Raw genomic sequence first — 12,878 nt, 5'->3', positions numbered from 1 at the left:
ATTATATTCTTTTGTTTTCATCCAGTTGTGCAGACCATAAAGGGCTTTAGTATAATTATCAATACAGGGTTAACCAGAAGTGGAGCATGGATGGATATCAATCATATTAAAGACAGAAATATCAGAAGTTGCGAATGCCGCTGTGGAGCAGTCAACCTAGTATGCCGAGGTGAACCTCAACGTACATCTGTCTGCCATTGCTATGAGTGTCAGAAACGCACCGGAAGTGTGTTCGGCGTTCAGGCTCGGTTCCCAATAGAACAAGTTACACTCAGCGGTGAAGTGACCTCTTTTTCACGCATCAGCGATACGGGTAATGAAGTCACCTATCAGTTTTGTCCCAAGTGTGGCACCACCATGCTTTTGCAGTCGGTTGCCGCCGCTGATTTTTATATCGTCCCGCTCGGATTATTTAAAGAGCAAGACTTCCCACTGCCGAGCTTTTCGGTTTATGAAGAACGCAAACACGGTTGGGTTAAGTTCGACCACCAAATGAGCCATTATAACTAGTTCGTCATTGAGCGTTATCTTTATCTCGTTATTGACCGTTATCTTTATATAGCAACAGTATTAAAACAAACTGCAATACTGTTGCCTAAGATCAAATATCACCGCTTCACAGCGCTAGCGTATCTTTTGTCTAGCGTTATAATCTTGCTCCTCTATTTAACCCAGGGTGAACCACATGATTTCTAAGTTACCTCGCTGGGTTGAATACGGCGCCCTTTTGTTAGCTGGTCTTGCTGGCAGTGTTAATGCTATCGGCTTACTTGGCTTCCAACATCAAGCTATCTCCCATATCTCCGGCACCATGTCTTTGCTAGGCAGTAGCCTGCTTACACCGACCTCGGCTTCTGTTCACCTCCTATTGGTGATCATGAGCTTCATGTTAGGTGCGGCGTTCAGCGGGTTCTTTATTGAAAACCAAGCATTGAAGTTAGGACGCCGTTACGGTGTTGCACTATGTATTGAGGGTGGATTGCTGTTTTTGGCGCTGTGGACACTGTTGCAAGGCTATACTTCAGGTCAGTATTTCGCTTCAGCCGCGTGTGGTTTGCAGAACGCGATGATCACCACTTACAGCGGGGCAATCATTCGAACAACACACATGAGCGGGATCATTACCGATCTTGGGATCATGATTGGCGCTCGCTTAAAGGGGATGCCTTTTGACCGTCGTAAAGCCAAACTGCTGATGTTCATTGTGGTTGGCTTTCTGTTTGGTGGTTTAAGCGGTGCTTGTCTGTTCCAGCGCTTTGAAATTTTGGCTCTGGCTTTTCCTGCCTCTTTCGCCTTCATTATCGCATTTAGCTACTGGCTCTACCTGACCTATCGAACTGAAACGCCAGTCAATTTATAAATATCTGGCAAGATATCCTCAAATTACGTAACATCCGCAACACTTTATTCTAAACTATTAATGAGTTGCAGAATAACCAGTGTGAATAGTTAGCGATATTTGATGAATAGTATTGCAAGCACTATCAATACTGGGTAATCTTGCAGCCAATGAGAAAATACGGATGTTTAGAGAATAAAAACGCCAAGGATGTGGCTTTTTTACATGTAGAAATACGAGAACAATTAACATGTCTAACAACACGAATACTGCTCAACCAGAGAAATCTAAAGGCAGTTTCTGGGTTTTCTTAATCCCATCTCTGATTGGTTTATTCCTTTTCATGGCACCAATCAGCTACCAAGGTGATCTAACGATCCCTGTCGCTATTCTAGCTAAATCAATTCAAGCGGTTTTCGGTGAATATCTAGTCCCTATCATCACTGCGATCGTTGCTTTCATGTCTGTAGCTTCAGTTTTAAGCACCATTTTTAAGCCTACATTCATTACATCAAATTCATTTTTAAACGGCCTTTTCAACCCATCTCCACTGTGGTTGCTGGTTCGTTTAATTGGTGGTGCTGCAGCCGTTATGGCTTTCTTCCAAGTTGGCCCTGAGGTTATTTGGGAAGAAAATACTGGTGGTCTGGTTCTAGAAGGCCTGCTTCCGACACTGTTCTCAGTATTCATCTTTGCTGGTTTGCTACTTCCGCTTCTACTTAACTTTGGTCTACTAGAGCTGTTTGGCACGCTACTAAGTAAAATCATGCGTCCAATCTTCAACCTACCAGGCCGCAGTGCTATTGACTGTATGGCTTCTTGGTTGGGTGACGGCAGTGTTGGTATCCTGCTTACAAGCAAACAGTACGAGAAGAAATTCTACACTCAGCGTGAAGCTGCGGTTGTTGGTACGACTTTCTCAGCAGTATCTATCACATTCAGTCTTGTGGTTATTGCTCAGGTAGAACTAGAGCACCTGTTCCTACCTTTCTACGCAGCAATCTGTTTAGCGGGTATTGTGGCAGCGGTGATCATCCCTCGCCTTCCACCACTAAGCATGAAGAAAGATACTTTCATTGATGGCAGCAAGCCGCACAAAGACGCTGACGCGATCCCAGCAGGTCACTCAACGTTCTCTTGGGGTCTTGAGCTAGCGGTAAATAAAGCATCTCAAGTAAAGTCGGCTAAATCTGTATTTGGCGAAGGCGTTCGTAACGCCGTAGATATGGTATTTGGCGTACTGCCTGTTGTTATGGGTTTAGGTACAATGGCACTGGTTATTGCGGAATACACGTCTGTGTTCTCAATCCTAGGTCAGCCTTTCATTCCATTCCTAGAGCTACTTGGTGTTCCTGAAGCGGTTGCAGCATCTGAAACGATTGTTGTTGGTTTTGCGGACATGTTTATCCCAGCAATCCTTGCGGCTTCTATCGACAACGAGATGACTCGCTTTGTTATTGCAGCAATGTCGGTAACTCAGCTGATCTACATGTCTGAGGTGGGCGCTCTACTTCTAGGCAGTAAGATTCCAGTGAACATCTTAGAACTGTTTATTATCTTTATTCTACGTACGTTAATTACGCTTCCAGTTATCGCTGGTGTAGCGCATCTAATATTCTAAATTAGATACTACTTATGTAACTCAATAAAGATTCAGTTTATAAAGCCTCACTTTTGTGGGGCTTTTTATTTGCGAAATATATACACAGTATTATTTGGAGTTCAATTAATTTATAAGCTCTGCATGTCATTTGATTTCATATCGTTTGTTCACCCCGCCTCTTTTTAATAGAAAACTGAACGCATAACTATCAAATTAATACATTCTTAATTCCTCCTTAAACTCCGTCTAGCCCCATTCCCCAACTTATTGAACCAAATACTAAAAGCAACAAATATGCGCTTTAGTGAATTTTGCATTGTTTAGGTTGTTGTATTTTTGTAGTCTATTTTGTGAAATTACATTCAAGTAAAATCCAATCTAGTCGATATATATAATTACAAAAACACGATTAACTTTAGTCTTCGCAAAGCCTGTGAGAAGGGGAAAACTCAATGAAATTTAGCCATAAGGTGGTTGCTGCATCATCAGCCTTGCTGCTAGTGACAGTATCATTGCTTTCAATACAACAACTTTACACTGTAAGAAGTGCAGTAGAAAACCACGTCAATGCGAGCCTGAAAGAGATGGTCTCGGGCGTGAAAAATACCGTCGTATCGGAGATGAACGCCAAGAAAGCGTTGGCTCAATCGACGACTGAAGTCATCGAGATCAACCCTGAAGATCGCGCTTACGTTAAAGAAATCTTAGAAAAGCCAAAGCTTAAAAACAGCTTCCTAGCGGTTGGTTTTGGTTATGAAGCAAACGGTTTCGTTATTGAAAATGATGATGGTTGGGATGCCGGTCCAGACTACGACCCACGAATTCGTCCTTGGTACATTGATGCTAAATCCAAAAACAGTTTAGTTGTTACCGCTCCTTATGTGGATGCATCAAGTAAGAAAGTCATCATATCAGTAGGTACTCCAGTTAAAGACAACGGCCGCTTTACTGCGGGTATGTTCTACGACCTAGAATTGACGAACCTTGCTACCTTGGTCAACCAAGTGAACTTGTTTGATGCGGGTTACCTGTTCCTAGTAACAGCCGACGGCACCACGATTGCTCACCCAAATGCGAAAAACAACGGTGAAACGCTATCAAGCTACATGCCACAAGCGACTATTCGTGAAGGCTCTCAAGAAATTGAAGTCGACGGCAAAATGTTCCTAGTTAATTTCACCCACATCCCTAGTGAAGATTGGTATATAGGTGCCATCCTGGATGAAGAGATCGCGTTCCAAACCGTTGAAGAATTGAAGAACAGCTCAATGATCTACTCGTTGATTGCAGTTATTCTCAGCATCATTGCACTGACTGTTCTGATTCGTGTGTTAATGCGTCCACTGGATGCGCTTAACCAAGCCATTCAAGATGTGGCGAGCGGTCAAGGTGATTTAACTAAGCGCCTAGATACCAACACAGACCAAGAGTTCTCTGACCTAGCGAAAGGTTTCAACACCTTTACTGAAAACCTGCAAAATCAGATCATTCAATCGAAAGCGATTGGTGTTGAAATTAAGCGTGGTACTGAAATCACGGTTAAAGGTGCAGGCGAATCAGCGAAAGCGATGAATACCCAACTGGAAGAGCTTGAACAGTTAGCGACTGCAATGAACGAGATGGCGGTTACTGCAACTGAAGTTGCAAACAATGCTCAAGGCGCAGCAGCGGCAGCCCGTGAAGCAGACGAAGCAACGCTAGACGGCACATCTGTCGTAAGTGACACCACTCAAGCGATTGATAACCTTTCAGCACGTATCGACCAAGCGGTTGCCGAAGTACAAGTACTTGAATCAGCAACAGCCAACATCGAAACAATTCTAAAAGTAATCAACGATATTGCAGACCAAACCAACCTACTGGCATTGAATGCGGCTATTGAAGCGGCGCGTGCTGGTGAATCAGGCCGTGGTTTCGCAGTCGTTGCCGACGAAGTTCGTACTCTGGCACAACGTACTCAAGAATCAACTACGGAAATCCGCAACATGATCGAGCAGCTCCAAGCGGGTGCAAGCTCAGTATCGAACGCGATGAACCAAAGCAAAGACACAGCCACTGACGCCGTTGAACGCGCTCAGCAAGCGAACTCTTCACTTGACCGTATCCGTGACGCGATTCAACGCATCTCAGATATGAACATCCAGATTGCTTCAGCGGCAGAAGAGCAGAGCTTAGTAGCGGAAGAGATCAATAACAACACTGTTAAGATCAAAGACCTTTCAACACAAGTATCAACAGCGGCCCAAGAAGCGAATACCGCAATGCAGCAGCAAACTGACAATGTTCGCCAACAAGACGAGCTATTGAATAAGTTTACGGTTTAACCAAGGTTTGGCTCAGTTGCCGTTTGGCTGAGTCGCCATTTGGTTTAGTTACCGAGCAATAGCTTAAAATAAAAAACCCCGATTACTGATTGCCAGTAAGCGGGGCTTCTCTTTCTAGTCTATCCAAGTTAACTCGTGACAGGCTTCAATTCATTCGTCGTTAACATCATGCATTGGTTCGATTCCACCTTGATGGTTAAATCCTTACCAACACATTCAAACACATCATCCGACAGTAAATCGGTTACCGCACCAGTCCAATTTAATGAGGCTGTTTTGCTTCGCTTCGACTTGTTGATCACCACAATGCCTTTATCGCCACGGACAAACACCAACAAATCATCATTCGCTTCAACCACACGCATCGCTTCGCCATGAACATGGTTATGGAATTGAATCATGCTTTTCATGTAAGGCGCTTGCCAGTCGTTAAGCCAACGAGGCTGACCGCTCTTGTCCAGAATACCGCTGGTGCTCAGTTCACTGTAAACAAGCGGCACACCGCCGTCTCGACCAAGAATGAAAGCATGAGCCAATCGCTCATCCACTTCATCCATCACATGCTCCAAAAACACCTCGTTATTGGGAATATCATGAGTGACCGCAAACGTGATCGCTCGCATATTCGACAGAGCCTGACCAAAACAGTATGGGTTAATCAAAGACTTAAAGCTGCCCTGCTCTTCAAATGCTTTGAAGATGGTGTTGAACAACGGGAAATCGTAAGCGCCTAAGCGAGTGTGTTTAAGATAAGGCTCAAGGAACAGCTCATACTCTTCTTCTGTCGCGCCGCCATCGGTAATGATCTCACCGAAGATGTGCATTTCTTCGCAGATGTCATCCGTCCACACCTTGCGTAGGTGTGCCAGTGTCATATGCTTTGCCGCATCAATGCGAAATCCTTTCACACCAATCTCTTTCAGTGCTTTTAGGTAGGCTCTTTGTTGTGCCACCACATTATCGTTATCGAGTAGCGTTGGCAGGCCAGGATCGCTGGCGCCACCGGTAATACGCCCGTTTTGCACTTCCCACGTGTCTTTCCAGTTCTTGATACCAAACGCTTCCACGAAGTCGTTCTCATCAAAAAGAGGCTCAGAAAGGTCACCAAACAAACGTATGGATTCATAATAGTCAGCATCTTTTTGATAAGACGCCATGTCTTGCTGATTGGGATACGTTAGATCACCGCGGATACCCGATTCGTTGGCCATGTGGTTAAACACCACATCCACATAAGTACGAAGCCCATGTCGCTTTAACGTGTCGACCATCGCTTTAAAATCTTGTGTGTCACCCAACTGATTATCGATCACACGATAGTCTTGGGGCTGATAGCGTTGCCACCATTGAGTACCAGAATTTCGATCGCAACCTTTAGGGCCGCGCAGCGATTTCATCGCCGGTGATACTAAAACAGATTTATAACCCAACTCTTGGATCAGTGGGGCGTTCTTCATTACGTCAGCGTAGCACCAGTCAAAGGCATGCAATATGACATCTGTCGCTGGTTTGCTTAACATAGCTGAACTCTCCATGTTGTTCTCCTACCAAACTCGTTTACAGCTTTTTAGAAAAGGCAAAGGCTAAAAGGCAAAGCTGCAATAAATTTCCTCAAAAATGGCATTTATTATATGAGTTACTCATTAAAAACCCTCCTCCTCCTACCAATTACTCACGGTGGATGGTTGAGGGCGTAGCACCAATTATCGCATAACGTCTGGGATGAACACTCAACCGTAGTGCTTTAAAACGCGCACAAAAGTCACAAAAAAGGAGCGTATATACGCTCCTTTTATTCAATCTAACACATATTTATAACTAAGTTCTGTAAAGAACCTTCACGACGTGCCAGCCAAATTTTGTTTTCACAAGGTGTGGTACAAGCGTCTCGCCAGAGAAACAAACCTTATCAAACTGAGGCACCATTTGACCTTTTTTGAACTCACCTAGGTCGCCGCCCTTTTTACCAGATGGACAGGTTGAATGTTTCTTCGCTAGCGTTTGAAATTTAGCGCCCTTTTTAAGCTGCGTCATGATGTCTTCTGCTAGTTCTTTATGCTTCACCAGAATATGAAGCGCTGCTGCTGTTCTTGCCATGATAATTCTCAGTTTGTTGCTGTCTGCTTGTCGACTAACCATCGACAACGAGTATTTAGCGTGATTTTAACCCAAGAACCGCTATTCTTCACTCTATAACCGAAAACAACTGCCTTAAAGGCCATTAAAAACCGCATCGCGACTTGCTGCGGCTTCCATTTCCCTTTAAATTAATCCTTATAAATTAAGCGCGTATTAAGTAGGAGCCACTTATGGCCAAACCGATCAGTAAAGCGAGTCAGTCACAGGGAATGTTGATGTTCAAGTTGTCCCTCACTCAAAGTTTTGCGATTGGCACGCTTAAGGTCAGAGAAATCGTCCCTTTTCAGCCGATGACTCAGATCCCCTACTCCCATCATCACGTGATTGGTACAGTGACTATCCGCGACCTTACAGTTCCTGTGATTGATATGTCCGCTGCGATTGGCTTCCGTCCGATAACACCCGCTGAATACCAAGATTGTGTACTCATCGTTACTGACTGTTTGAGAACAGTTGTGGCGTTCTTGGTTCGTTCAATTGATAAAATCATTGAATGCGACTGGAAGAGCATTGAATCTCCACCCACCAGTGTGGGTCGCAATGTGTTTGTAACGGGTATTACACGTTTTGAAGACCGTATTGTGCAAATGCTCGATGTGGAACTGCTGCTTTCTAAGATCTACCCAGCTTATGAGAATGCTCATATCCCGATGCTGACCGATGTAGAAAGGGAACGCCTCAAAGCATTGAACATCTTATTAGTGGATGACTCTTTGATTGCACGTAAACAGTTATCTGATGCCTTAGACAGTATCAACATCCCTTACAGCATATGTAACAACGGCTTAGATGCCATCGACCTAATGCGACGCCAAGCCAGCGCTGGCAATGCCATTGATCTTCTGGTGAGTGATATCGAGATGCCGGGATTAGATGGTTATGAGCTTGCATTTGAAGTGCAAAACGACAGCGCTTTAAGTCACGCTTACTGTATTTTGCATACCTCACTGTCCAGTGAGATCTGTGTCGACCGTGCTAATCAGGTGGGGGCGCATGAAGCGCTTGAGAAGTTCAACGCGGGTGAATTAATCGAAGCTATGCTACGCGGCGCAAAAGTCTTAAACGGCGCCTCTACGGCTGCTTAGGCTCTGTTATAGAAGCTAAACCTGGCATAGTGCTCAATGGTTTAGCTTCTTAGTCTCTTCTTTCTTCAAATCTTAATAAGAATAGAGCTAACCGTTAGTCTTTGTTTTCTGGCATAGACTTTTTCGGCATAGAGTAGCTCTTACTCACAAATTCCACTTCCTCGACTTCATTCACATGATTGGTAAAAGAGGCCAATGCATAGAGAGTGTTCGCGACTAGGTTGGCGTATTTAAAAAGAATCGGGTCTGGCGACTTTTTGCTTTCATGATGTTCAATACTCACCAAAGCTCGCACAACTTTCTTAGCCTGACAACGACACAAGTGAAGTTCACTAGACACTCGGTGTCCACCGGGTAAGACAAAGCCTTTAAACCCCCCTTCTAACTGCTCACGGATACGATGATAATCTTGCTTGAGCTCGACCAATTCAGACTCGGTGATGGCAAGCTTACCGCGCACAGAGCCATTCAAATGGTAGATGTTTGGCTGCAAGCGTTGCAGGATCTCACGAACCTGAGGCTCTAGCTCTAAAGACAACACCAATCCAACTCGGCAACAAAGTTCATCCGACAAAATCTCAAAATCACAGATAGGACTGTCTTCATAAATAAACGGGTAACAGAACTCGTCCCAATCTCGACTTACTGGTTTCACGTACCGATCCTTACATATAAATAGTCATCAAACGCCAATATACCAAACTCTTTGATTTAGACATAAAAAAGCCCTCACATTGGAGGGCTCCTAAAGAAATCGATTAAACGAGATTACTCGTTAGATACTTTTTTGTGACCTTCTTGTAGGTGAACGAAATCCACCAGATCGTCGCCTGACACTTGGTATGCCTGACCAAAGCCTTTAACGAACAGGCCGTTCTCAGCTTTAAGGTTAAACAGAGAGAAGTCTTGAAGTTGGCTCAAACCATCAATGATTTCACCAAAACGCTCTTGCATCTGGCCAATCACTTGAGTCCAAAGTTCCGTTTCACGCTCCACAACACTTGCTTGAGCATCAAACGTTAAACGCTTACGTGCGTAAAGCTGCTTCGAGCTCTCTTCGTCTTCAATCATCATCAAAGATACCTGAGGGTTCGCTTTCAAGTTACGAGCATGACGAGCAATATCAGAAATTAGAACAAAGTAACCTTCTTGGTTCTGAACGAACGGTGCGTAACTTACGTTCGGGCGACCTTCTTCATCAACCGTTGCAAGTTGAAGGGTACGGCGCTCTTGGCGAAACTCTTTAATTTCTGGACCTAGGCGACCTTGTAGACGTTCTTGTTTTACTTGCTGTTCCATGGGTAATTCCTTTCTTCACTTTCTCTGATTTATTATTTTTGCCCAAGGTTGAGCGATCATTAGCGAACTAAACGATCCTCGAGCATTGATGTCTTGTTTAAGCCACTTGGCAACCCTATGTAAGATTGCTGCTGATTATTTACTGTAAATTGAACTTAAGCTTGTTCTTTTAGCGCTTTGAAGCGTTCTACTTGGTCGGCAATAAGCTCACGCTTTTCGTTACGGCCTAGGTAAATCTTAAAAATGTTCTCACCGGTTTCACTGAAGAAGCCGAAGTAATGACTTTCACGACCCATGAACGCCTTGCTCACCAAACCGATATGTTTAACGTTATCAAGTTTAAGGTGACCATGAAGCTCGCCCTCTTTGCCCATTAGGTTGTAGTAACCACGCGCTACCTTACCTTTCGGGAATGGCGCTTTAACTTCAAAGATAGAACCAAATGAATGCACGATAGTGGTCACAGGGCCCCAACCCACTAAACCTTCTAGAATCTCTTGAGCACGGCTGCCATCTAGCATTACCGCCATGTCGTTTGGAAAAGCAGCAACCACTTCAACCTCTGAAACACCTAGCTTCTCAGCAATTGCTGTTGGCAGTAGTTTTGGCTCTTCTTCTAAAATTAGAGCTACGCGTTGTTCTAGAGTTTCTGTCATTTCTAATGTTGTATCTGTCATTGAATATGTTCCGTATAAACGAGTAAGTTATAAACTAAAAATTCGATATTAAGCGTGCTTCAAACTTGCATGCGGGTGTACGCCCGAACCTGACGCTTTAGGCGCTGGGTGCATAGCTTGGTATTCAGCGTTAAGCACTTGAATCACACTCTGCGCTAGGCTTACCGCCCAAAAGCTGCCAGCAATAGTCAGGCTCAGATAATCTTCCGAAAGCTCAACTAAACCGTTCTTTTCCCAATGCGCGAACAAAGGCTTGAGGTAGTCGAACGTATCTTGCCCCATAAATCTCGGTAGCGTACTTCTTCTAACAACACCAGAATCGAAACCTGCCTTTAATGTTGAGAAGATAGGCTCTAATGAGCTTTGCTTAGTCATCATGGCAATAGGTAATTGACCTTGCTTTATAGACTCCATGTAGCTGTCTAAAGTTCGATGCTGCATCACACCATGACCGCCGATGTTGCCACCAGCGCCACAACCAATGGGTAGAACTTCGGCATAAGTTTTCGCTAAGCTGTTGTAAATGCTGCGTTCGCGGTTATCACGAGTCCAGTGGTTTACGCTCAGTTGCTTGACCTTATTTTTTGCCATGAACTCCACAGCCGCCAAATACATGCTCGCCTTATCTGGCGTATTCGCAGGCGGTGGGATTTTTCCTTTCTCAACAAGATTAAGCATAGGTGCATTGCCCGCAACAATCAGTTGGTAGAGGTCAATGCCGTGTGCGCCAGTAGACATGTAGTCTTCTAAATCTTGTTGGAACACTTCCATAGATTGGTGTGGTAATCCGTATATCAGATCAAGAACGATTGGCGCTTGCTCGGTGCGGCTTAGTGAACTGATACGTTCTAGCACAACCTCTCGGTCATCTAGGCGCTTAGCACTACGTCGAACCTGAGTATTGAAACTTTGAATACCGAACGAGAAACGATTGAAGCCACCTTCAAGCGCACGATCAAACATCTCGTCACCAAATCGATTGATGCGCCCTTCCAATGTCATCTCAACATCGTTTGCTAGTGGGAAATATTGACGAATCGCTTTACCCAGCTGCTCAACTTGTTGAGGCGACAAATCGGTGGGAGTTCCGCCACCAATATAGACAGCGTGAAATAGTCCAGACTGAGCCCAAGGTGTTTTGGCTTTCTGCTTTAGCTCGACCATCAGTGCATCGAAATACTCATCCACCAATTTACGGCTTGCGGCATTTTGGAAGAAATTGCAGAACGTACAACGCACACGACAGAAAGGAATGTGGATATACAAGCAACGCTTATCCTGTTTTTTCCCTTCACTCAGCATCAGTTCGTCAAAGAGTTCTAACTTCTTACTGGGGTCGACCGGAATTGAACTTCCTCCGGCGTGTGCAGAATGCTTTTTCGCAAACGCAAAACGAAGCGGATCAGGGCTAGAAATGCCCAAGATTGATTCGTCAAATTTATAAATATCAAGACTCATATAATCTCTCTAAACACTTACATAGCAAAGTCTGGAAGACTATTCGCTAAAAACTGAGAGAATCATAAATACACGCAAATGATAATGCAATTGATAATTGATCTCATTTAGATTCTAAGCAATAATCCGATACAGAATTTTGATTTGGTAAAGGATTGATTGTGAACGTTCCTAGATATGTTATTGCAGGCGGTGCATCGTTAGTGATTCATGCCGCGTTGTTGTTTGTCGCTCAAGAATCCAAAGTATTTGCGATGCCTGCAGGTAGCCAATCGAACACGGTATCGATCAACTTCACTCCTAAGAGCGTTCCTTCACAAGCTCAGCAAAAAACAATCACAGAGCCAGTTAAACCTGAGCCAATAAAAGAAACCGTCTCACAAGCCGAACCAAAAACGGTTGAGCCAAAGCAAGCTAAGCCAACCCCAAAGAAAAAAGCGATCACCAATAAACCTCAACCAAAGAAAGTTGAGAAAAAAGTGATTGAGCAAAAGGTTGTCGAGAAGAAGCCGGTTCAAAAGAAACCAGTAACTGAGAAAAAGGTAGTTAAGAAAGAACGCCCAAAACCAGCCACTCAACCAGAGAAACTGGCCGACAAGAAAGTCGATAAGAATATGGACGAGTCTGCCAACCAGCCTCAGGAAGTAAATCAAGGCGTATCAAACCAAGAGCCGGTTTTGGTCACTAAACCTTCGTTCTCTGCGCGTCCTACCCCACCGAATTACCCTCGCCAAGCAAGACGCCGTGGCGTTGAGGGTGTCGCAACGTATGAGATCTGGCTAGACGCTGAAGGCAAACAAATTAAACAAGCATTAGTAAATTCATCAGGCGCGCTAATGCTCGATAACGCCGCATTAGATGCCATTAAACAATGGAAATTCTCACCTCACACTGTCAATGGTCGAGCGATTGCTCACCGAGTACAAATACCTGTTCGTTTTAGGTTGGATTAAT

General features: G+C 44.3%; 12 protein-coding genes. 6 read left to right on the top strand and 6 right to left on the bottom strand.

The window, feature by feature from the left end:
• Positions 1-27: 27 nt before the first annotated feature.
• The 4 genes from ACED46_RS13605 to ACED46_RS13590 all read left to right on the top strand — a co-directional run bounded on the left by ACED46_RS13605 (position 28) and on the right by ACED46_RS13590 (position 5,266).
• On the top strand, positions 28-510 hold the full coding sequence (locus ACED46_RS13605) for a GFA family protein (RefSeq protein ID WP_170926836.1): 483 nt from the start codon (positions 28-30) through the stop codon (positions 508-510).
• Positions 511-685: 175 nt separating this feature from the next.
• The gene (locus ACED46_RS13600) at positions 686-1,360 is read left to right on the top strand and encodes a YoaK family protein (protein WP_048610715.1); all 675 of its coding nucleotides are present in this window, start codon (positions 686-688) and stop codon (positions 1,358-1,360) included.
• A gap of 229 nt (positions 1,361-1,589) precedes the next feature.
• Entirely contained in the window at positions 1,590-2,960 is a 1,371-nt protein-coding gene (locus ACED46_RS13595) for a YjiH family protein (RefSeq protein WP_371721690.1), read from the top strand.
• 434 nt (positions 2,961-3,394) lie between these two features.
• On the top strand, positions 3,395-5,266 hold the full coding sequence (locus tag ACED46_RS13590; protein ID WP_017062748.1) for a methyl-accepting chemotaxis protein: 1,872 nt from the start codon (positions 3,395-3,397) through the stop codon (positions 5,264-5,266).
• Between the two features lie 128 nt (positions 5,267-5,394).
• Here ACED46_RS13590 and ACED46_RS13585 read toward each other — a convergent pair whose 3' ends face one another.
• Both ACED46_RS13585 and ppiC read right to left on the bottom strand, forming a co-directional pair.
• Positions 5,395-6,801 carry an alpha-amylase family glycosyl hydrolase gene (locus ACED46_RS13585; protein WP_017062749.1) on the bottom strand — a complete coding sequence of 469 codons (1,407 nt, stop codon included), beginning with the start codon at positions 6,799-6,801 and terminating at the stop codon, positions 5,395-5,397.
• Positions 6,802-7,084: 283 nt separating this feature from the next.
• The gene (gene ppiC / locus ACED46_RS13580) at positions 7,085-7,405 is read right to left on the bottom strand and encodes a peptidylprolyl isomerase PpiC (RefSeq protein WP_017630085.1); all 321 of its coding nucleotides are present in this window, start codon (positions 7,403-7,405) and stop codon (positions 7,085-7,087) included.
• Between the two features lie 170 nt (positions 7,406-7,575).
• Between ppiC and ACED46_RS13575 the strand changes: the two genes are divergently transcribed.
• Positions 7,576-8,490, top strand: a complete 915-nt coding sequence (locus tag ACED46_RS13575; RefSeq protein ID WP_017062751.1) for a chemotaxis protein — start codon at positions 7,576-7,578, stop codon at positions 8,488-8,490.
• Positions 8,491-8,584: 94 nt separating this feature from the next.
• On the opposite strand, the gene ACED46_RS13570 is transcribed toward ACED46_RS13575, so the two are convergent.
• The 4 genes from ACED46_RS13570 to hutW all read right to left on the bottom strand — a co-directional run bounded on the left by ACED46_RS13570 (position 8,585) and on the right by hutW (position 11,924).
• Entirely contained in the window at positions 8,585-9,145 is a 561-nt protein-coding gene (locus ACED46_RS13570; RefSeq protein WP_048610703.1) for an ATP--cob(I)alamin adenosyltransferase, read from the bottom strand.
• A gap of 113 nt (positions 9,146-9,258) precedes the next feature.
• Positions 9,259-9,789 carry a heme utilization protein HutZ gene (gene hutZ, locus ACED46_RS13565; protein ID WP_004731858.1) on the bottom strand — a complete coding sequence of 177 codons (531 nt, stop codon included), beginning with the start codon at positions 9,787-9,789 and terminating at the stop codon, positions 9,259-9,261.
• A 155-nt stretch (positions 9,790-9,944) separates the two neighbouring features.
• Entirely contained in the window at positions 9,945-10,466 is a 522-nt protein-coding gene (gene hutX / locus ACED46_RS13560; protein ID WP_016784265.1) for a heme utilization cystosolic carrier protein HutX, read from the bottom strand.
• A 48-nt stretch (positions 10,467-10,514) separates the two neighbouring features.
• Entirely contained in the window at positions 10,515-11,924 is a 1,410-nt protein-coding gene (gene hutW / locus ACED46_RS13555) for a heme anaerobic degradation radical SAM methyltransferase ChuW/HutW (RefSeq protein WP_371721689.1), read from the bottom strand.
• 161 nt (positions 11,925-12,085) lie between these two features.
• Here hutW and ACED46_RS13550 point away from each other — a divergent pair, with 161 nt between their 5' ends.
• Complete coding sequence (locus tag ACED46_RS13550) at positions 12,086-12,877, top strand: energy transducer TonB (protein ID WP_017062754.1); 792 nt, start codon at positions 12,086-12,088, stop codon at positions 12,875-12,877.
• The last annotated feature ends 1 nt before the right edge of the window (position 12,878 follow it).

This window comes from Vibrio sp. 1S139, assembly GCF_041439475.1.
Taxonomy (GTDB): Bacteria; Pseudomonadota; Gammaproteobacteria; order Enterobacterales; family Vibrionaceae; genus Vibrio; species Vibrio crassostreae_C.
Note: the sequence above shows the minus strand (reverse complement) of the source record. Positions and strands in the feature narration are given on the sequence as shown.

Coding starts and splice junctions, on each gene's coding strand:
- ACED46_RS13600 (WP_048610715.1), top strand. CDS start 686: ATGATTTCTAAGTTACCTCGCTGGGTTGAATACGGCGCCCTTTTGTTA.
- ACED46_RS13595 (WP_371721690.1), top strand. CDS start 1,590: ATGTCTAACAACACGAATACTGCTCAACCAGAGAAATCTAAAGGCAGT.
- ACED46_RS13590 (WP_017062748.1), top strand. CDS start 3,395: ATGAAATTTAGCCATAAGGTGGTTGCTGCATCATCAGCCTTGCTGCTA.
- ACED46_RS13585 (WP_017062749.1), bottom strand. CDS start 6,801: ATGGAGAGTTCAGCTATGTTAAGCAAACCAGCGACAGATGTCATATTG.
- ppiC (WP_017630085.1), bottom strand. CDS start 7,405: ATGGTTAGTCGACAAGCAGACAGCAACAAACTGAGAATTATCATGGCA.
- ACED46_RS13575 (WP_017062751.1), top strand. CDS start 7,576: ATGGCCAAACCGATCAGTAAAGCGAGTCAGTCACAGGGAATGTTGATG.
- hutZ (WP_004731858.1), bottom strand. CDS start 9,789: ATGGAACAGCAAGTAAAACAAGAACGTCTACAAGGTCGCCTAGGTCCA.
- hutX (WP_016784265.1), bottom strand. CDS start 10,466: ATGACAGATACAACATTAGAAATGACAGAAACTCTAGAACAACGCGTA.
- hutW (WP_371721689.1), bottom strand. CDS start 11,924: ATGAGTCTTGATATTTATAAATTTGACGAATCAATCTTGGGCATTTCT.